This is a genomic window from Pseudomonas sp. JL23 (assembly GCF_056933585.1).
On sequence record NZ_CM167795.1, the window covers coordinates 5939301 to 5959710 of the forward strand.

General features: G+C 59.7%; 18 protein-coding genes. 7 read left to right on the forward strand and 11 right to left on the reverse strand.

Going from position 1 to position 20410, the window contains the following annotated elements; translation table 11 throughout:
- Positions 1–70 precede the first annotated feature (70 nt).
- Positions 71–436, reverse strand: coding sequence for a VOC family protein (locus AC1Z24_RS27420; protein WP_483743489.1), 366 nt, complete (start codon positions 434–436; stop codon positions 71–73).
- A gap of 154 nt (positions 437–590) precedes the next feature.
- Positions 591–1283 carry a helix-turn-helix transcriptional regulator gene (locus AC1Z24_RS27425; protein ID WP_483743490.1) on the reverse strand — a complete coding sequence of 231 codons (693 nt, stop codon included), beginning with the start codon at positions 1281–1283 and terminating at the stop codon, positions 591–593.
- 142 nt (positions 1284–1425) lie between these two features.
- On the opposite strand from AC1Z24_RS27425, the gene AC1Z24_RS27430 reads away from it, so the two are divergent.
- From AC1Z24_RS27430 to AC1Z24_RS27440, 3 genes are all read left to right on the forward strand, one after another.
- Positions 1426–3381: a DNA topoisomerase III gene (locus tag AC1Z24_RS27430; RefSeq protein WP_483743491.1), complete on the forward strand. Its 1956-nt coding sequence runs from the start codon at positions 1426–1428 to the stop codon at positions 3379–3381.
- A gap of 16 nt (positions 3382–3397) precedes the next feature.
- On the forward strand, positions 3398–3643 hold the full coding sequence (locus tag AC1Z24_RS27435; RefSeq protein ID WP_259106495.1) for a hypothetical protein: 246 nt from the start codon (positions 3398–3400) through the stop codon (positions 3641–3643).
- 265 nt (positions 3644–3908) lie between these two features.
- Positions 3909–4109 carry a hypothetical protein gene (locus tag AC1Z24_RS27440; protein WP_483743492.1) on the forward strand — a complete coding sequence of 67 codons (201 nt, stop codon included), beginning with the start codon at positions 3909–3911 and terminating at the stop codon, positions 4107–4109.
- Between the two features lie 82 nt (positions 4110–4191).
- On the opposite strand, the gene AC1Z24_RS27445 is transcribed toward AC1Z24_RS27440, so the two are convergent.
- Positions 4192–4641 carry an ester cyclase gene (locus tag AC1Z24_RS27445; protein WP_483743493.1) on the reverse strand — a complete coding sequence of 150 codons (450 nt, stop codon included), beginning with the start codon at positions 4639–4641 and terminating at the stop codon, positions 4192–4194.
- 97 nt (positions 4642–4738) lie between these two features.
- Here AC1Z24_RS27445 and AC1Z24_RS27450 point away from each other — a divergent pair, with 97 nt between their 5' ends.
- Positions 4739–5653 (forward strand): LysR family transcriptional regulator, encoded by a 915-nt coding sequence (locus AC1Z24_RS27450; RefSeq protein ID WP_483743494.1) that lies wholly within the window; start codon positions 4739–4741, stop codon positions 5651–5653.
- 175 nt (positions 5654–5828) lie between these two features.
- Here AC1Z24_RS27450 and AC1Z24_RS27455 read toward each other — a convergent pair whose 3' ends face one another.
- The 8 genes from AC1Z24_RS27455 to AC1Z24_RS27490 form a co-directional block, all read right to left on the reverse strand.
- Complete coding sequence (locus AC1Z24_RS27455) at positions 5829–6047, reverse strand: hypothetical protein (protein ID WP_259106488.1); 219 nt, start codon at positions 6045–6047, stop codon at positions 5829–5831.
- A gap of 282 nt (positions 6048–6329) precedes the next feature.
- On the reverse strand, positions 6330–7883 hold the full coding sequence (garD, locus tag AC1Z24_RS27460; RefSeq protein ID WP_259106486.1) for a galactarate dehydratase: 1554 nt from the start codon (positions 7881–7883) through the stop codon (positions 6330–6332).
- Positions 7884–7894: 11 nt separating this feature from the next.
- Positions 7895–9259, reverse strand: a complete 1365-nt coding sequence (locus AC1Z24_RS27465) for an MFS transporter (protein ID WP_259106484.1) — start codon at positions 9257–9259, stop codon at positions 7895–7897.
- A 208-nt stretch (positions 9260–9467) separates the two neighbouring features.
- The gene (gene kdgD / locus AC1Z24_RS27470) at positions 9468–10379 is read right to left on the reverse strand and encodes a 5-dehydro-4-deoxyglucarate dehydratase (protein ID WP_413303846.1); all 912 of its coding nucleotides are present in this window, start codon (positions 10377–10379) and stop codon (positions 9468–9470) included.
- Between the two features lie 344 nt (positions 10380–10723).
- Entirely contained in the window at positions 10724–11473 is a 750-nt protein-coding gene (locus AC1Z24_RS27475) for a FadR/GntR family transcriptional regulator (protein WP_259106481.1), read from the reverse strand.
- A gap of 113 nt (positions 11474–11586) precedes the next feature.
- Positions 11587–13323 carry an ABC transporter ATP-binding protein/permease gene (locus tag AC1Z24_RS27480; RefSeq protein ID WP_483743495.1) on the reverse strand — a complete coding sequence of 579 codons (1737 nt, stop codon included), beginning with the start codon at positions 13321–13323 and terminating at the stop codon, positions 11587–11589.
- Between the two features lie 83 nt (positions 13324–13406).
- Positions 13407–13967 (reverse strand): response regulator transcription factor, encoded by a 561-nt coding sequence (locus AC1Z24_RS27485; RefSeq protein ID WP_413303841.1) that lies wholly within the window; start codon positions 13965–13967, stop codon positions 13407–13409.
- On the reverse strand, positions 13964–15223 hold the full coding sequence (locus tag AC1Z24_RS27490; RefSeq protein ID WP_483743496.1) for an ATP-binding protein: 1260 nt from the start codon (positions 15221–15223) through the stop codon (positions 13964–13966). Before AC1Z24_RS27490 ends, AC1Z24_RS27485 begins: the two co-directional genes overlap by 4 nt.
- A gap of 205 nt (positions 15224–15428) precedes the next feature.
- Here AC1Z24_RS27490 and AC1Z24_RS27495 point away from each other — a divergent pair, with 205 nt between their 5' ends.
- The 3 genes from AC1Z24_RS27495 to AC1Z24_RS27505 all read left to right on the forward strand — a co-directional run bounded on the left by AC1Z24_RS27495 (position 15429) and on the right by AC1Z24_RS27505 (position 20280).
- A complete protein-coding gene (locus tag AC1Z24_RS27495; protein WP_259106473.1) occupies positions 15429–16145 on the forward strand; it encodes an SIMPL domain-containing protein in 717 nt (238 codons plus the stop codon).
- A gap of 210 nt (positions 16146–16355) precedes the next feature.
- Positions 16356–18560 (forward strand): HET-C-related protein, encoded by a 2205-nt coding sequence (locus tag AC1Z24_RS27500; RefSeq protein ID WP_483743497.1) that lies wholly within the window; start codon positions 16356–16358, stop codon positions 18558–18560.
- 106 nt (positions 18561–18666) lie between these two features.
- Positions 18667–20280: an ABC transporter substrate-binding protein gene (locus AC1Z24_RS27505; RefSeq protein WP_483743498.1), complete on the forward strand. Its 1614-nt coding sequence runs from the start codon at positions 18667–18669 to the stop codon at positions 20278–20280.
- Positions 20281–20410: the final 130 nt, after the last annotated feature.

Genomic DNA, 20410 nt, shown 5'->3' on the forward strand with positions numbered 1-20410 from the left:
GCCCGGCACCTCTGACCTTGAGCAAGGAACCGGGGAAATGTGTCATCCCTGATACATTTCGGCCAGACGGTCAGGACGCCGAAAACACCCGCAACCGATGACCGTCCGGATCGACCGCGACGAAGGTGTAGCCGAAGTCCATGGTGCAGGGTGTCTGGATGATCGGGATGTCGAAGGTACGGCACATCTGATAGGCCGCATTGACCAGACCGATACCGGCCACGGCAAACGCCACTTCGCCGCCCACTCCCAGCGACTCCACGCCAGGCTCCACGGCATGTCGCGCCCACAGGCCGAGCATCAAGCCGGTATCGGTGGCGAACAGCGCAAAGGTTGCAGAAGACTCGATGGGTGTGCGACCCAACAAGTGCCCGTAAAACTGGGCGCTGGCCAGGGGATCGTTGACGTACAGGATAAGAAAGTTGGGGTCGAGCATGGGGTGGCTCCCTGATAGCTGGTTCATGAAACTGGCGATTGACTGTATGTCCGTCCAGTTCGAAAAAGCCTAAGGGGCGCCGCTACACGTTTTTGTCAGCAGTGATTTTCATTGAATCAGCGAAGGAGTTTCACTCCAATTCGTTGCTGGTCATCTAAAGCGAATCAATCCCCTGACTCTCCTGCCACGCCTTCAACAGCGCCTGGCGCCGACGCGGGTAGCGCTCCGGGGAGATGTTCAGCTCATGAATACGGTCGACGCGAAAATGGCGAAAGCCTTCGCGCAGCTCACACCATGCCACCAACAGTTGCACACCATCGAAATAGGCCAGAGCAAACGGCCAGATGGTCCGGGCGGTCTGGGTATCCTTGACGTCCTGATAGTAGATCTCGGCCTTGTGCTCGCAACGGATGGCCTGGCGAATGACCTGTGGGCTGATCATGGGCGTGATGACTGGCAAGCCATTGGGCGGCACCAACAACGCCGAGGCGTCCAGCTCATGACGCAGTTCCGGGGGCAGCACGGCAGCGATCTTGTCCAGGGCACTGCGGGCGGCCTTGCCGAGTTCATCGTCGGCCCGTGACGCAACCCAGCGCGCACCCAGCACCAGGGCTTCGATTTCATCGTCGCCGAACATCAGCGGCGGCAGCATGAAACCCGGTCGCAGCAGGAAGCCCATGCCCGCCTCGCCTTCGATATCGGCACCCTGTTCCTTGAGCGCGCCGATATCCCGATACAAGGTGCGCAAGCTGATATCCAGCTCCTGCGCCAATACCGCGCCCGCCACTGGGAAACGGTAGCGACGCAGGACCTGCAACAGAGTTAGGAGACGCTGGGCACGGGACATGGCATTGAGCCTTGATTATCAGGGGTGCGGCGATCATCGCTCATACAGCCATAGCTGTACATTTATACAGATAAAAACCTTGCCCTCTGTCACATCACTGTCCATGCTGTAGCACTGCCCTCCTCGAAAAACGACGATCTGCATGCGCCTGTTTCTCTGCGAAAAGCCTTCCCAGGCCAAGGATATTGCCGCTGTGCTCGGTGCTACACGCCGGGGTGACGGGTGCTGGGTCGGCGCCAACGCGACGGTGACCTGGTGCATCGGCCATCTGCTGGAAACCGCACCGCCGGACGCCTACGACGCGCGTTACAAACGCTGGGTACTGGCCGACCTGCCCATCGTTCCCGAGCGCTGGAAAATGCAGGTCAAGCCCAAGACCGCCAGCCAGTACAAGGCGGTCAAGCGTCTGCTCGGCGAAGCGCAGGAACTGGTGATCGCCACCGACGCCGACCGTGAAGGCGAGATGATCGCCCGTGAATTGGTGGAGCACTGTCGCTATCGCGGGCCGATCCAGCGCCTGTGGCTGTCGGCTCTGGACGACGCCTCGATCCGCAAGGCCCTGGCGGCTCTCAAGCCCGGCAGCGAAACCTTCAACCTGTATCATTCGGCGCTGGGCCGCTCCCGCGCCGACTGGCTGATCGGCATGAACATGAGCCGCCTGTTTACCCTGCTCGGTCGCCAGTCTGGTTATCAGGGCGTACTGCCTGTGGGCCGTGTGCAGACGCCAACCCTGCGTCTGGTGGTGGATCGCGATCGCAGCATCGCCGACTTCGTCCCGGTGCCGTATTGGGCCATCGACGTCGAGTTGCAGTCCGAGCGGCAGACCTTCGTTGCCCAGTGGCGAGCCAAATCGGACGTCTGTGATGATCAGGATCGCTGCCTCAATCAGCCCCTGGCGCAACAGGCCGCCGAGGCCATGCAACAGGCTGGCAGCGCGAAGCTGGTCAAACTGCGCACCGAACGCATCCGCGAAGCCGCACCGCTGCCCTTCGACCTCGGCACCTTGCAAGAGGTGTGCTCGAAGAGGCTCGGCCTCGGCGCCCAGGAGACGCTGGACATTGCCCAGGCGCTCTACGAAACCCATAAGCTGATCACCTACCCGCGCAGCGATTGCGGCTTCCTGCCCCTGAGCCAGCACAGCGAGGCGCCGTCGATTCTCGCCGCGTTGGCGCGGGCCGATGCCAGCCTCCAAGTGCTGCAAGCACACCTTGACCCCAAGCGCCGCTCCCGGGCCTGGAACGATGCCAAGGTCAGCGCCCACCACGGCATCATTCCCACTGCCGCAGTGCGCGACCTCGAGCGCCTGGCGAGCAAACCTCGCGCCGTCTATAGCCTGATTCGTGCGCGCTATCTGGCGCAGTTCCTGCCCAATCACGAATACGATCGCACCCAGGCCGACTTCGATTGCGCCGGGCAGGACCTGCGTGCGGTCGGCAAACAGATTGTCGAACCCGGCTGGAAACGCGCCCTGCCCGAGGCGCTTGCCCCGGCTAAAGGTCGAGAGCCTGTAGCGCCGCAGAACCTGCCGCGGCTCAGCGAAGGCCATGACTATCCGGTGATGGATGTGCGCCTCAAGGACCTCTGGACCCAGCCGCCCAAGCCCTTCACCGAGGGCGACCTGATCAAGGCGATGAAGAACGTCGCCAAACTGGTCGAGGACCCGCGCCTGAAACAGAAGCTCAAGGACACCACCGGCATCGGCACCGAAGCCACGCGGGCGGGGATCATTCAGGGCCTGCTTGATCGCGGTTACCTGAACAAGAACGGCAAGGCCCTCTACGCCACTCCGGCCGCCTTCAGCCCGATCGACGCCGTGCCCAGAGCCATTGCCGACCCCGGCACCACAGCCATCTGGGAACAGGCGCTGGACATGGTGCAAAGCGGCGAGATGAGCCTGGAAGAATTCGTCGCCAAGCAGGCGGCGTGGATGAGCAAGCAGGTCAGCCGCTGCGTCGGCTTGCGCATGACCATCAGCGGCCCGGCCCCGGCCGGCAGCACCCCATGGAAAAAATCACGCAAGACTGGCAAGCGCAAGGCCACAGGGAGTACAACAGCCAAGCCTAAACGCGCCAGCAAAGCGCCTGCCGCGCGTTCATGAAGACCAGGAGTTATCCATGAAACACAGCTACCGCTTCCTCCTCGGCGCCGATGAAGAAATCGGCTATATCGAGTCCGAAGGTGCCATGCCCCATTTGCAGAAAGGTGTGCGCATCGATCTCGAGTCGGACGAATACCACCGCACCCGCAAGACCCATTTCGAGATCCAGGATATTTCCGTGATCCTGCATCAGATCGGCGGCCAGGTCGTACGCAATGAAATCCGCCTGCATTGCACGGAGGTTGAGGGGATCGCCGAGTGAGTTGATCGAGACTGGCAAGAAAACGACGAACGGATACTGGCCATCTGCTTTGTAGCGCAAAACAGCAGCCTGCTTGACCTTGGTCAAATCTGCGTCTGCGACTGATGCTCAACTGGTCACATCAACCCGATAAGTTCGGGTGACGTTCATCGGGAATCGTGGATTTGCTGTAGCCCATCGATTGCCTTTGGGCGCAGAGTTTCGCTCGTTGTTTTTTCATGCCGAATATCGGTGAAACACAACTCACTTACGGAGATGCTCGCTCATGCTTATCCAGATAGAAGAAGGTACTCACGGTGCCAATTGGGTAGTGATGCTGGACAGTTACCCGGTGAAATGCAGCACCTGGCACGAAGCCCGGGACTTTGCCGACAAGATGAAGTCCCGGCTCGATGCGCCCCATGAGCTACCCAAAAACGCCAAGACCAGCGCCAGGGCAGAACGGCCGGCGTTGATGAATCAATAAGCCACTTAATCGAACATCTGTGAGACCGGCTTTAGCCGGGAAGACGCCTTCCCGGCTAAAGCCGGCCTCACAGGGTTTACGCTTACATCGCTGGAAAACGCCCCATCTGCATGAACGCTCCGAACCAGTCCTCCAGATGCCAGGTACGGGTAACGCGTTCGCCATCCAGTTCATGAAATTCATGAATGCTGAAGCTGATCTGCTTGCCGGTAGGTGCTATGCCCATCAGCACGCCCTGATGCGTGCCGCGAATCTCTGCGCGTACGGCGATTCGGCCGGGTAGTTGAAGCAGGTCATGGACGATGATCTGCACATCGGGCATCGCCATAACGAACTCGCGAATGATCGGCTTGATCCCCTCAGCTCCCGGCCCCTGCCCCGGCGCCAGAGGAATATCGTCCCAGTCGGCGGTGACCGCCAGATCAACCAGATCAGGATTTTGCTCATTGAAAGCGCGGTAGAGGGTTTCAACCGCCGTGCGCTCGCGTGCCAGGCGCTGGGTATCAAGGGTGTTCGAAGACATATCGCTCATGCGGGCCTCTGCTGTGCCGGGAAGTAGTAACGCAGAGCTTGCAGAAAACACCTAATATCCGTCCAACAAATGGTAGGTATATAGCGATATACGAATTATGGATTTCAAAGGCCTGGACCTTAATCTACTCGCTGCATTCGACGCCCTGATGCTCGAACGCAATGTCACCCGTGCCGCCGCCCGGGTCGGTGTCAGCCAGCCGGCCATGAGTGCGGCCCTGGGCCGCTTGCGTACGCTGTTCGCTGATCCGTTGTTCCTGCGTAGCGCAGAAGGTCTGCTGCCCACTGCCAGAGCACGGGAGATGGCCGAACCGGTCGCCAGCGCCCTGCACACCATCGAAACGGCGCTGTTGGCCCGGCCGAACTTCGATCCGGCCCAGGCCACTACCACCTTCAATCTGGGCATGACCGACTACCCGGCTTATGTGCTGTTGCCACAGCTGGTTCAGGCATTGGGAACCCTGGCGCCGGGCATTACCCTCAACGTGCACGGCTTCAATGGTCGCGACAGCGCGGTGGAACTGCTTGATGCTGGCACCATCGATATGGCCATCGGCATTCTGCCCAGCCAGACCGAAAGCCGGATCCTCAGTCGCCCTCTGCTGCGCGACGAGTTCGTGACCCTGCTGCGCCACGATCACCCTTCAGCCGGGCGAGAGATGGATCTGGAGCGCTTCCTGGGCCTTTCCCATGTCCTGGTCTCGCCGGAGGGTGATCGTTATGGGGTGGTCGATCAGGTCCTGGCGCAAGTTGGCCGACAGCGCCGCATCGCCCTGACCCTGGCGCATATGTTCGCTGCACCGACGCTGGTGGCCCACAGCGATCATGTGGCCACGCTGATGAAACGCGTGGTGCTGAAGTCTGCCGAGAGGCCCCTATTGAAACTGTTCACGCCCCCTCTGGCGCTACCGGTCATCGAATTCCATCTGCTCTGGCATCGACGCAACGCCATTCACCAGGCCCAGCAATGGTTGCGTGATCGGGTGATAGAGGTTGCACAAAGCGTTAAATGAGAAGCTTTCACAAGATTTTCACCTGACTGCACTTATGGTGAACTCACTCCTTGTAATAGATCCCACTTGGCCCGCTCACACTGCGGGCTTCTTTTTGCCCGCTGGAAAGTGCCCCAGACGCAAGAACCCGCCGAAGTGGGTTCTGTTGAGTTCAACGGGAGAAAGGTCTGGCGGATTATTCGCCGTTGCCGGACAAGCCGGTCACCGCGGTCTGTTCAGCTGCATTTTTGCTGGCAAAACTGCTGATTACAGCAGGGCTGCGGGTCAGATCGGCCAGGCGATCACTGCCGGTGCCGCTGACCATCGAACTGTTCCAACTGGACGCCACCGTCGCCAGCCAGGCAAAGAAAAATACCGTTACAGCCTGCATCGCCCACTTTGCAATCACCGACATGATGGTTCTCCCCGTTCGGTTTCTATGCGCGGATCTAAACACCTGACTGTTGCAATAGGATGGCAATCGCGACCCGCAGCGATGTGTGCCATGGGTTGAAGTCTAGGTGGGAAAGAAACCGGCGTGGGGAAGAGTTTTCAAGTTGCAATGCACAACATGTGGGACCGGCTTCAGCCGGGAAGAGGTCGGTACATACGATGCATATCTATCGTTTGTCCCTTACGCTTTCCCGGCTAAAGCCGGTCCCACAAAATTACAACAAAGCTAGGTGTGGCTCTTCAATCAGGTAATCGGCGCCGGATTGAACAAAGTGATGTCGTTGTGCAGGCGATAGTGCTCGGTCCAGGTTTTCTTCTTGCCGCTGGCCACATCCAGGTAGAAGTGGAACAGCTCCCAGCCCAGGTCCTCGATGCTGGCACGACCGGTAGCGATGCGCCCGGCGTCGATATCGATCAGATCCGGCCAACGGTGAGCCAGCTCGGTACGGGTCGAGACCTTGACCACTGGCGCCATGGCCAGGCCATACGGCGTGCCACGTCCGGTGGTGAACACATGCAGGTTCATGCCGGCCGCCAGTTGCAGCGTGCCGCAGACGAAGTCGCTGGCCGGTGTCGCGCAGAAGATCAATCCTTTGCGGTTCACCCGCTCGCCAGGGCCCAGCACGCCGTTGATGGCGCTGCTGCCGGACTTGACGATGGAACCCAGGGATTTCTCGACAATGTTCGACAAACCGCCCTTCTTGTTGCCCGGCGTAGTGTTGGCGCTGCGATCGGCCTCGCCCTTGGCCAGGTAACGGTCGTACCAGTCCATTTCCCGCACCAGTTCTTCGGCGACGGTCTTGGTTTCGGCACGGGACGTCAGCAGGTAGATGGCGTCCCGCACTTCCGTCACTTCCGAGAACATCACGGTGGCGCCAGCACGCAGCAACAGGTCCGAGGCGTAGCCCAGGGCCGGGTTGGCGGTGATGCCGGAGAAGGCATCGCTGCCGCCGCATTGCATGCCGAGGATCAGTTCGGAGGCCGGAACGGTCTCGCGACGACGCAGGTCGAGTTTCTTCAGGCGGGTCTCGGCCAGTTCCATGATCTGTTCGATCATTTCGTGGAAGCCGTGGCTGGAGTCCTGCAGGCGGTACAGCCATGGATCGCTGAGATCCACCGAGGCATCGCCTTCGTGCATGACCTGCCCGGCCTGCAATTTCTCGCAGCCCAGGCTGATTACCAGCGCTTCGCCGCCCAGGTTCGGGTTGCGCGCCAGGTTGCGCACGGTGCGGATGGGGATATACGCGTCGGTGGCGGTAATGGCCACACCGCAGCCGTAGCTGTGGGTCAGGGCCACGACGTCATCGACGTTGGGGTATTTGGGCAACAGCTCCTCACGGATGCGCTTGACCGCGAAGTCGAGCACACCGGTGACGCATTGCACGGTGGTGGTGATACCGAGGATGTTGCGCGTGCCGACGGTGCCGTCGGCATTACGATAACCCTCGAAGGTGAAGCCTTCCAGCGGCTCCCCCTTGCCCGGCACATCAGTGGACAGCGGCAGGCTGTCCAACGATGGCGCGGTAGGCATGCGCAACAGATCTTCCTTGACCCAACTGCCGCGTGGGATCGGCCGCAGTGCATAACCAATGGTCTGCCCGTAACGAATCACCGGGCCACCTTCAGGGATATCCACCAGGTTGACCTTGTGGCTTTGCGGCACGTTATCGATGGTCACGACACCATTATCGAACTCAGTACCGGCCGGTACACCCTGGTCGTTGACCACCACAACCACGTTATCCAGCTCGTTGAGCAGGATGTAACGCGGCGAATCGGCATGTTGAATCAAGTCCATCACGGTTTTCCTCAGGATTTTGCTTGAGAAAGGTCGCTGTTCAGCGAAGGCCCCTTGCTTGGCGGCTCTTTCAATTCGACACGTTTGATCTCACCCACAATGAACACATAGCTGATCACCGCGACCAACGCGTTGGCGCCGACGAACACCAGAGCCCATTTGAACGAGCCGGTGTTGCTGATGATGTAGCCGATGACGATTGGCGTGGTGATCGACGCGATATTACCGAACATGTTGAACAGGCCACCGCTCAAACCGGCGATCTGTTTCGGCGAAGCGTCGGACATCACCGCCCAGCCCAGTGCACCTACACCCTTGCCGAAGAACGCCAGGGCCATGAAGCCGACCACAACCCACTCAACGTCAACATAGTTACAGGTGACGATGGAGGTCGACAGCAGCAGACCGCCAATGATCGGCGCCTTGCGCGAGAAGGTCAGCGAATGGCCGCGACGCAGCAGGTAGTCGGAAATGACGCCACCCAATACACCGCCGATAAAGCCACAAATGGCCGGCAGCGAGGCAATGAAACCAGCCTTGAGGATGGTCATGCCGCGTTCCTGCACCAGGTACACCGGAAACCAGGTCAGGAAGAAGTAGGTGATGCCGTTGATGCAGTACTGGCTCAGGTAGATGCCGAGCATCATGCGGTTGGTCAGCAACTGACGTACGTAGTCCCATTTCGGGCCACCGGCAGCGCTTTTGCCTTTGTCCTGGTCCATGTCGACCATACCGCCGTTGCTGGCGATGTGCTCAAGCTCTGCGGCGTTGATCTTCGGATGGTTACGCGGGCTATGGATGACTTTCAGCCAGATCAGCGAGAAGACGATACCGACGCCACCCATGACGACGAACACATGCTGCCAGCCGAAGGTGTAAACGATCCAGCCCATGATCGGCGCAAACAGCACCGTGGCGAAGTATTGCGCGGAGTTGAAGATCGCCGATGCAGTGCCGCGTTCGGCCGTCGGAAACCAGGCCGCAACAATACGGGCGTTGCCAGGGAAGGAAGGTGCTTCAGCCAGACCGACCAGGAAACGCAGCATGAACAACGCGACGATGGCGGTAGAGAGACCGAACTCACCGACATAGCCTTGCAGCACGGTGAACAGCGACCAGGTGAAGATGCTCAGGGCATAGACTTTTTTCGAGCCGAAGCGGTCGAGCAACCAGCCGCCGGGGATCTGGCCGGCCACATAGGCCCAACCGAATGCAGAGAAGATATAACCGAGTGTGACAGCGTCGATGCCCAGGCTTTTTTGCAGGCTGGAACCGGCGATTGCGATGGTGGCACGGTCTGCGTAGTTAATCGTGGTCACCAGGAACAGCATGAGCAGGATCAAATAGCGGACGTGGGTCGGCTTGGAATTTTGCATATACGGTGACTCCCACTAATTATTTTTTTGCGCGGGTAGAACATGTAGGTCTTGCTAACGCTGCTGGCCCCTTAGGGGTTGTCTGATGACAACGCCCTACCTTCAGCGCGGACAGCTTTTGGCGATAAGGTCTGCACCTTATCGCCGGGTAATACGTGGATGGCAAAAGACCGCTGATCACTCAGCGGTCCAGCATCCTGCAATCGCCTTACTGGGCGCCTTGCTTGTCCATCAGAGCGGCGAGCATTTCGTACTCTTCAGCAGTCAGGTCGGTCAGCGGAGTACGCACCGGGCCTGCGTCGTAACCGGCGATTTTCGCGCCGGCCTTGACGATGCTGACTGCGTAGCCGGACTTACGGTTACGGATGTCCAGGTATGGCAGGAAGAAGTCGTCGATCATTTTGCCAACGGCAACGTGATCGTCCTTGGCGATGGCGTGGTAGAAATCCATGGCCAGCTTGGGTACGAAGTTGAAGACAGCAGACGAGTAGACCGGAACGCCCAGGGCCTTGTAGGCAGCGGCGTAGACTTCAGCGGTCGGCAGACCACCCAGGTACGAGAAGCGGTCACCCAGGCGACGACGGATCGAAACCATCAGTTCGATATCGCCCAGGCCATCTTTGTAGCCGATCAGGTTCGGGCAGCGCTCGGCCAGTTTTTCCAGCAGCGGAGCGGTCAGGCGGCAGACGTTACGGTTGTAGACGATAACGCCGATCTTGACCGACTTGCACACGGCTTCAACGTGGGCGGCTACGCCGTCCTGGCTGGCTTCAGTCAGGTAGTGCGGCAGCAGCAGCAGGCCCTTGGCACCCAGGCGCTCGGCTTCTTGAGCGTATTCGATGGCTTGGCGGGTTGCGCCGCCGACACCGGCAAGGATCGGTACGCTGGTGGCGCAAGTATCGACCGCAGTCTTGATCACTTCGGAGTATTCGCTGGCGGCCAGGGAGAAGAACTCACCGGTGCCGCCTGCGGCGAACAGAGCGCTGGCGCCGTAAGGGGCCAGCCACTCGAGACGCTTGATGTAGCCAGCGCGATTGAAGTCGCCTTGGGCATTGAAATCGGTAACTGGAAAAGACAGCAAACCAGCAGAGAGGATGGACTTCAGTTCTTGTGGATTCATTATTCGAACACCCTGGAGGAAGCAAAAAAGTGAATGGATCATCGGCCTTCGCTGATGTCGTAAGTCATCGTACAACTAGAAATTAAAACCCTCAACAGGGATTTGCAGGTTTTTTCAAAAGAAGGCGGACGCGGGCGGGTAAGCCCTTGATAGATGGGGGTTTAACGGGAGAAAAACAGGATGGGCGGTGCCAGCGCGCAATGGCGGCGCGGGGGAAAGACTCGTTGGAGCGAGGCTTGCCCGCGAAGAGGCCGTTACGTGCGGCGCATCTTTCTGATCTGAAAAATAGCGTGCGCGGGCAAGCCTCGCTCCAACGACTCCATGTCGTCAAAGGAGGTCTGACGTCAGGCCTGCTGCGACTCCGCCTCTTCATGGGCATGGCGCAGGCGTTCGCGGCTATTTGTCAGATGCAGGCGCATGGCCGCGCGGGCGGCGTCGGAGTCCTGACGCGCAATGGCGTCGTAGATCTCTTCGTGCTCACGGCTCAGGCGAGTCATGTAACGCTGATGATCATCATGGGCCAGGCGCGCCGAGTTCACGCGGGTACGTGGAATGATGCTGGTGCCCAGGTGAGTCATGATGTCAGTGAAATAGCGATTGCCCGTGGACAGGGCAATCTGCAGGTGGAACTGGAAGTCAGACGACACCGCATCACTGGCGTGGGACGCGCTTTCGTTAAGCGCATCCAGCGCCTTGCGCATGGCCAGCAGTTGCTCGTCGGTACGACGTTGCGCCGCAAGGCCGGCCGACTCCACTTCCAGGCTGATGCGCAATTCGAGAATCGCCAGCACATCACGCAGGGTGACGATGGTTGCCGGGTCGATACGGAAACCGCTCGGGCTCGGGGTATCGAGCACAAAAGTACCGATACCGTGGCGGGTCTCCACTAAACCTGAGGCCTGCAAGCGGGAAATCGCTTCACGTACCACCGTACGGCTCACGCCCTGCTCTTCCATGATTGCCGACTCGGTAGGCAATTTGTCGCCGCGCTTGAGCTGCCCGCTGCGGATACGCTCGGACAGTTCTGTCACCAGTTCCTGCGCGAGGCTGCGGTGCTTTCTACGAGCGCGAGGAAGAGCGCTTTGATTTTCCATATCCAACGTCAATCTCGTGGCAGTGAAAAAGATGAATGATAGCTCAGCGGATATCTGATCACATGTACTAAAACGACCTGCGGCCCCTACGATTCCTCACAGGGGCCGCGGAATCACACCAGTGCCTGCACGAGGGACTGCTCGTGCAAGTGGCCATCTTCAATGCGCAGATGACGCGAATGGAAGCGTTTGAGGCTGCTGCGATGACCAATGCTGAGCAGCGTCACGCCCGGCAGCTCGTCGATCAGGGCCTGATACAGCACCGCTTCGTCCTCTTCGTCCATGGCCGAGGTCGCCTCATCCAGATACAGCCAGCTCGGTGCATACAGCAGCGCCCGGGCAAAGGCCACGCGCTGTTGCTCGCCCGGCGACAGCAGGCGCTGCCAGTGATTGCCTTCGTCCAGGCGCGGGATCAGATGATCCAGACGGCAGGTTTCCAGCAGTTGTGCGAAGCGTCCGGCCGGATAGACCTCGGGCGCTTGTGGATAACTCAGTACTTCACGCAGGGTGCCGATGGGCAGATAGGGGCGCTGCGGCAGGAACAGGTAGCGCTCGGCAGGAAGGTGGATATGGCCCTTGCCGTCGTTCCACAAGCCACCCAAGGCCCGCAGCAGCGTACTTTTGCCGCTGCCGGAGCGACCACTGAGCATGACCCGCTCACCTGCGGCGATGCTCATGCTGGAGTGGTTCAGCAATTGACGGCCGCCAGCCAATGCCAGGTCCAGATCGTCAACGCGCAGGGCATTGCCTTGGTGAGCGATCTTGATGGCCGAGCTGCGCTGCTCGTTCTCGTCCATGCCCTGGCGGAAGCTCAGCAGACGATCACAGGTCGCCCGCCACGATGCCAACGTGGTGTAAGCGTCGATGAACCAACTGAAGTTCTCCTGCACGTTGCCGAACGCGGAGTTGATCTGCATCAGACCGCCCAATTCGATCTTGCCGGCGAAGTAGCGCGGCGCGGCGACGACGAAGGCGAAGACAATGGCGATCTGCGAGTAACCGGCGGTGAAGAAGGTCAGGCGCTTCTGCACTTTCATGATGGTCCAGAAGTTGTTCCAGACCATGCCGAAGCGCGCGGTCAGGCGCTGATTTTCGTTGGGCTCGCCATCGGACAGGGCAATGCTCTCGGCATTTTCCCGCACCCGTACCAGGCCGAAGCGCAGATCGGCTTCGTAACGTTCCTGTTGGTTGCTGAGCAGGATCAGGCGCCGGCCGATCAGGTGGGTCAGCCAGCTGCCGACTGCGGCGTAGAGCAATGCGGCCCAGAACATGTAACCGGGAATGGTAATGCCGAACAATTCGATGCTGCCGGACACGCCCCACAAAATAATGGAGAACGACACCAGGCTGACCACGGTGCGAATCAGGCCCAAGGCCAGGCTCAGGGTACTGGTGGTGAACTGATCGAGGTCCTGGGACAGACGTTGGTCGGGGTTGTCGGTCGAGCCGTTCTTTTCCAGCTGGTAGTAATTCTTGTGGCTCAACCACTTGGCGAAATGCTGCTCGGTCAGCCAGCGGCGCCAGCGGATGGTGAGCATTTGCGTCAGGTACAGGCGATACACTGCGCCGAGAATGGCGATGGCGGCAATGCCGCAAAAGTACAGAATCAAGTGGGTAAACGCCGCCAGGTCTTTCTTTTCCAGGGCGTTGTAGAAGTCGCGATACCAACTGTTGACCAGTACCGAAATCGCCACGCTGAACAGCGACAGCGCGATCACGGCAATCAACAAGACCCAGGCGACGGTCTTTTCTTCGCTGCGCCAGTACGGCGTGACCAGCTTCCAGACTCGGGGAAAAAAGTTGCCTCGCACGGTGTCATTGACCGCGGAGTGTTCGGCATTCGGATTCATGGGCAAGGCTCGGCAAAAATTGAACATCGGCGCCCTTTCGCTAAAAAGCCGGGCGCCCTACAGGCTCATCCATGAAAGAGCGGTTATCGACGTACCGGACGCTTCTGCAATTTGCGCTGCAACGTGCGCCGGTGCATGCCCAGCGCGCGGGCGGTGGCGGAAATATTGCCTTCGTGCTCGGTCAACACGCGCTGAATGTGTTCCCACTGCAGGCGGTCCACCGACATCGGGTTTTCCGGCACCAGGGTGTCGAGGTCGGCATGCTCGGACAGCAGCGCCGCCAGCACGTCGTCGGCGTCGGCCGGCTTGCACAGGTAGTTGGCCGCGCCGCGCTTGATCGCTTCCACGGCCGTGGCAATGCTCGAATAACCGGTCAGGATTACGACGCGCATTTCCGGATCCAGTTCCAACAGCTTGGGCAGCAGCACCAGGCCAGAGTCCCCTTCCATCTTCAGATCGAGGGCTGCGTATTCAGGCAGATCCTGCTGGGCCAGGGCCAGTCCCTCTTCGGCGGAGCCAGCGGTGCTGACCCGGAAACCGCGACGGCTCATGGCTCGGGCCATCACGCGGGTGAACGTGGCGTCGTCATCTACCAGCAATAAATGCGGGAGTTCTTCGCCTTCAACCTGGATCTCGTCACTCATACTTCGTCTCCTCGGGTGCCCTGGGGCAGACGCAGCTCTGTGAGCGTGCCGCCTTCTTCATGGCTGTAGAGTTTTACCGAGCCACCGGCGCGGGTCACGCTGGCCTTGCTCAAAAACAGGCCCAGGCCGAAGCCTTTGCCCTTGGTGGTATAAAACGGCTTGCCGATCTGTTCGGCAATCGCTGGCGGCACGCCGGGCCCATGATCACGGATACTGACGCAGATTTCCTCGCTGTCCCAATTCAGCATGACTTCCAGGCCTTCGGCGCAGGCATCGGCGGCGTTGTTCAGCAGATTGAGCAGAGCCTGGGTCAGGTCCGGCGGCGGCGCCAGTTGCGGCGCGGCGCCCTCGCCCAGCAACTGGAAGCGATAACTGGCTTCGGGGCGCATCAGGTGCCAGCGATTCAGGGATTCGTCCAGCCACTCGGTCACCGGCTGCAACCGCACATCCAGGCGGCGGTTGGCCTCGGCGGCGCGGACCAGATGCTGCAAGGTGGTCTTGCACTGCTTGACCTGCTCCTGCAGCACTTCGAGGTCGTCCTGCAAGGCCGGGTCCTTGTGATCCTGGCGCATCTCCTTGAGCAATACACTCATGGTCGCCAGTGGCGTGCCCAGTTCATGGGCGGCTCCGGCGGCCTGAGTCGCAACGGCCAACAGTTGCTCATCACGCAGACTCTCTTCGCGACGCTCGGCACGCAGCTGCTCCTGGCGCCGCAGCTCTTCGGCCATCTTCGCCGCAAAAAAGGTAATCACCGCTGCGGCCAGGGCAAAACTCAGCCACATGCCGTAGATCTGCATCTTTTCCCGGGCAATCGGGTAGGTCACCAACGGGTAGAACTGCGCCAACAGCAAGGTATACAGAGCCAGGGCAATCCCGGACAGGATCAGCGAGTAACGCCAGGGCAGCGTCACGGCGGCGATGGTCAGGGGCACCAGGTAATAGGAAACGAAGGGGTTGGTCGAGCCGCCGGAGAAATACAGCAGCGCACTGTGGATATACAGGTCGCAGGCCAGCTGTACCGCATATTCCAGCTCGGTGACCGGCCAGGATGCGCCCAGGCGCACGGCCGTCAGGGCGCACAGGACCATGGAGCAGCCGAGGGTGATAGCCAGTTGCAGCCAGGGCAATGGCAGCAGGTCGAACAACCAGGCAAAACCCACCGACCCGGCTTGGGCACCCAATACCAGGGTACGTATGAATGTCAGACGCCAGAGGTTCTGGCGAGTGGCTGAAAGCAATTGAACGGGGGCGAGCATGAGCTCTCCTGATGAGTGCTCCAGGCGAATCGCGCGAGTATACCCAATGCGTCATCAAATACAGTGAAACTGCGTCAAAGCACCGCAGCAGGGTGTTAAATCAGATGCCCGATTTGGCTGGGCGGAACAAGAATCGGCGCAGAGAGTCTGATGCTCTTGTGCCTGTACAGCCTTCGTCCGGGCAGTTCATCAACAAGGAGTTTTCATGTTCAGCCTACGCCCCGCAGCCGCCCTCTTCGCCCTGTCTACCCTGACCCTGGCCAGCTTTTCGGCCCTGGCGGACGAGCCACGCTACAACCTGGTTTCAGTGCGCGCCGAGGCCAGCCAGGAAGTGCCCCGCGACCTGATGCAGGTCACCCTGTACAGCGAGGCCCAGAACAAGGACCCGGCCAAACTGGCCGCGCAGATCACCGAAACCCTGAACAAGGCCGTGACCCAGGCCCGCGAGGTCAAGGACATCACCACGCGCCAGGGCAGCCGCAACAGCACGCCGATCTACGATGACAAGAGCCAGAAGATCATCGGCTGGAGCGAACATGCCGAGCTGCGCCTGGAAAGCGCCGATTTTGCCGCGCTGTCCAAGCTCACCGGCGAATTGCTCACAGACCTGAAAATTGCCGGTATGGACTTCTCGATTTCCAAACCGGCGCGCATGGCCAGCGAAGACACCCTCCTCAAGGAGGCCGTGCTCAACTTCAAGAAGCGCGCGCAACTGGTCACCGACGCCATGGGCGGCAACGGTTACAAAGTGGTCAACCTGAATCTCAACACCTCGGGTTATCCACAGCCCTATATGCGCGCGCCAGTCATGATGATGAAAGCGGCGCCGCGCGATTCCGCACCGGCACCGGAGGTCGAAGCGGGCACCAGCCAAGTCAATGTCATCGCTGAAGGCATGATCGAAGTGCAGATGCCGCAATAACCTGAACAATACGGCGGCAGCCAGACTGCCGCCGTATTCCGCTGGAACATCTCCGTAGTCCTACATCGCGCCCCTCCCTTGGCTGATTTGCACGATCTGTAACAACCGTACACTCGGGCCTCGCAACACCCAAAAACACTCTTTGCGCAACCGCCGCCCGCCATCTGACAGGCAAGGTAGCATTGCGCCTGCTTTCAAAAGGAATCACGGATGAGTCCCGACCGTAAAAACACCTGCCATATCCGCGCCCTGCTGCGCCCGACCAAAACCCAGACCCTGCGCATGGCCGTGCCTTCGGCGCACCTGCACAGCAACTTCGCCCTCGAGCAGTTGACCGAGCTGGCAACGCGCAGCGCTACACCACAGTTCATCATGCTGATGGCATCGATCTTCGGCTTCGACCTGCCACCGCACGTTTATATAAAGCTGCGCGAGTCCCTGCGTCAGGGCACCTTTAAGGCGCCTGTGCACCGGATCAGTCATGAGGCCAGCGACCCGGCCGACTACGACAACACCAGTCGCACCATCAGCATCAATTCCCAGGCCTTCGATCAGTTGCTGCTAGCACCCGAGCGCGCCTGGGAGCTGCTGGCGCTGCTGCTGCATGAGTTCGGCCATCATGTGGATAACGTGCTGCGCCAGGACCTGGCCGACGACATCGTTCGTACCGGTGATGCCCAAGGGGAAGAAGGCTTGCGCTATGCCCGTGCCATGGCTGACTGCGTGATCCCCCAAGAAGGTGCAATCTGCATCGCTTGCTACACGCTGGCGGATGCGGACGAAGCAGAAATTATCGTCGACTACCCTGACGCCATGCAGGCCATCGCCCGCTTTCAGGGCGGCAGTGGCATGGATGTTGGCAAAGGCGCGAATCAGCGCGAAGGCTTCGAGGCAGGCAGCAGTGACGATCATCAGAAGGGTCACTTCAGCCACGAAGCCATCGAGGCAGGCCTGGCAGAACTGGGCTTTACCGAAGATGAGCGTCAGACCGTCTATTTCGGCAACTGGCTGCGCGATTATTCGCAGTTGCTTGACCCGAAAATAGTGCGCGGCGCCGATATGCCCAAGGACTTTCCTGACGTGCTGTCACGCACCGCCCTGACCCGGATCGTCGACGTACTGGCCGCGCGCAAATTCAACGGCCTGCGTAAAAAAAGCTCCGCCGACTTCACCGTGACCGAGGCAAAACTGGGGGTGTACCGCCCCAGCGAGCATGTCGATAACCCCAGGGTCAGCAATCCCAAACCGCAGGATCCCAAGAGCCGCGATGCGGATTTCGAACCTTGGGTACTGCCCGATAACGCCCTGTTGGAAGTGGTTCACCAGAGCTCGATGAAACGTTACCTGCAGCGCTCTCTGGACTATATGCGCCAGGAGCTGGGCCATGTCATGCGCCTGGGCCGCACCACTGAAGGGCTGCAACGACTGGGCGCTGCCCTGCACGTGCTGGAGGATCTTTTCGCCCACTCCAACTACGTCGAGCTGAGCTTGATCAAGCAGGGCTATAAGGTCCTGCCCTGGACGTCCAAGGCCGAGTGCAGGCATCAATTTCCCTTGGTGACGGGAACCTTCAGCGGCGCCGATGTGATTGGCAGCCTGGCCTATCCGCTGGCGAAGCTGATTGCGCCGGTGCAAGCCCCGGATATCAGCCTGCGAGTCCCCGGCGAGCTCTCCGATAACGAAAAGATGACGCTGATTCTTCTCGAAGAGCATCAGAACCCGGAATGGCTTCTTGCCTATACGGCCTACCTGGAGTTTCGCGATGTGATGAGCCAGACCGCCGTGGGCAAATACCTGCAGCTCTACTGGAAGTTCACCAAGCTGCCGCTGCAGCAGATTAAAAATGTCTATGGCACGGTTTTCCAGGCCCTGTTCAAGATGGTCGGCAACAGCATCGGCGACGTCCAGTCTGAGTTTGGCGACCCCAACAGCAATGGCTCGACCGATCCGACCCACTCACAGCTGGCCAAGGATCACGCCGAACATCCCTTCCACGAGTTGGCGGCGAATCTGGCGGGCATGGCCGTTATCGACGTCGTGAAGGCTGTGGTCGACCACTGGAACGGCGTGCCTGGAGATGATCCGCTCAGCGTTGCCAGTGCGTATTTTGCTCACCCCAACGACAGTCAGTGGCAGGATGAAACGGTCAGGCAATGGGCAGAAACTCACTCAGAAGCCATCAGACGAGGCGGCCTGAAAAGCGAACTGGACAAAGTGCATCAGCAACTGCGTGACTCGATGACAGCTGAACTGACCAGACTCGGGCAAGATGGCATGACCTCCTGGCAGTACGTATTCAGCACCATTCAGGAGCTTCTGGGCATAGGTGACCTGCTCGACAAGAACGCGGTGCCCGGCAAAGACGACAAATTCAATACCAAGGACTTCGGCAAGCATGTCATTCAGATCAGTTGATATAACGATTTGATTCTTGTGTGAAAAGTCTCGGCTGCGGCATGCTCGGAAGTCTGCCCGTTCGTCGCCCTGCGACGCTTCCCTTGCCGCACGCTTGAGGTCCCCCATGAATCCACGCTCCACAAGAACAGTGCCATTCAAACCATTGCTGCTGGCGGCAATGCTGGCCTGCGCGCCGTTGGCCCACGCCGCCGGAACCCTGGTGTATTGCTCTGAAGCCAGCCCTGCGGGCTTTGATCCGAGCCAGTACACCAGCGGTACCGACTTCGATGCCTCTGCGGAAACCGTGTTCAACCGCCTGACCCAGTTCAAGCGGGGCGGCACCGAAGTCGAGCCGGGGCTGGCGACCCGTTGGGATGTCGCTGCCGATGGTTTGACCTACACCTTCCATCTGCGTCAGGGCGTGAAATTCCACACCACCGACTACTTCACCCCGACCCGGGACTTCAACGCCGACGACGTGCTGTTTACCTTCAATCGTCTGCTTGACCCCAACCAGCCATTCCGTAAGGCCTACCCGTCCGAGTCGCCTTACTTCAACGACATGGACATGAACAGCACGATCAAGAGCGTCGAAAAAATCGACGACAAGACCGTACGCTTCAACCTGAACACTATCGACGCGGCCTTCATCCAGAACCTGGCCATGAGCTTCGCCTCGATTCAGTCTGCCGAATACACCGACCAGTTGCTCAAACAGGGCAAGGCCGAAGACATCAATCAGAAGCCGGTCGGCACCGGGCCGTTCGTGTTCAAGCGCTACCAGAAGGATTCGCAGATCCGCTACAGCGCCAACAAGAATTACTGGAAGCCCGAGGACGTCAAACTCGACAACCTGATCTTCTCCATCAACACCGATGCCGCCGTGCGTCTGCAGAAGCTCAAGACCGGCGAATGCCAGGTCAGCGGCTACCCACGTCCACAGGACATCGAGCAGGCCGAAAAGGACCCGAATCTCAAGGTGCTCAGCCAGGCCGGCTTCAACCTGGGCTTCCTGGCCTATAACGTCACCCACGCGCCGCTGGACCAGCTCAAGGTGCGCCAGGCCCTGGACATGGCCATCGACAAGCCCGCGATCATCAAGGCGGTGTACCAGAGCGCCGGGCAACTGGCCGAGAATGCCCTGCCACCAGGGCAATGGAGCTACGACCCGAGCATCAAGGATGCGCCCTACAACCCCGACAAAGCCAAGGCCCTGCTCAAGGAAGCCGGTGTCGCGCCGGGCACGCAGATCAATCTGTGGGCCATGACAGTGCAGCGCGCGTCCAATCCCAATGCACGGATGTCGGCGCAGATGATTCAGTCTGACTGGGCCAAGGTCGGGATCAAGGCCAATATCGTCAGCTATGAATGGGGCGAGTACATCAAGCGCGCCAAAGCCGGCGAGCACGACGTGATGATTTATGGCTGGACCGGCGACAACGGTGACCCGGACAACTGGCTCGGCGTGCTCTACAGCTGCGCGGCGGTCAAGGGCAGTAACTACGCCAAATGGTGCGACCCGGCCTACGACAAGCTGGTGCAACAGGCCCGCCTTACACCCAATCGCGATGAGCGCATCAAGCTTTATCAACAGGCACAGCACATCCTCAAGGAGCAGGTGCCGATCACCCCGATCGCCAACTCCAAGGTCTTCCAGCCGATGCGCAAGGAAGTTCAGGACTTCAAGATCAGCCCCTTCGGCCTGACGCCTTTTTATGGGGTGAGCCTGGGTAAATAACCTGAATTTTTGGTCAGCTTAAGTAACACCCGCGCTCTGCGCGGGTGCATTTCCCACATTTTCTCGCGCCACAATAGTGCGAGAAACATTCCTGATTCCGACGCGCAAACGTTTAAATGCGCCGAAAATT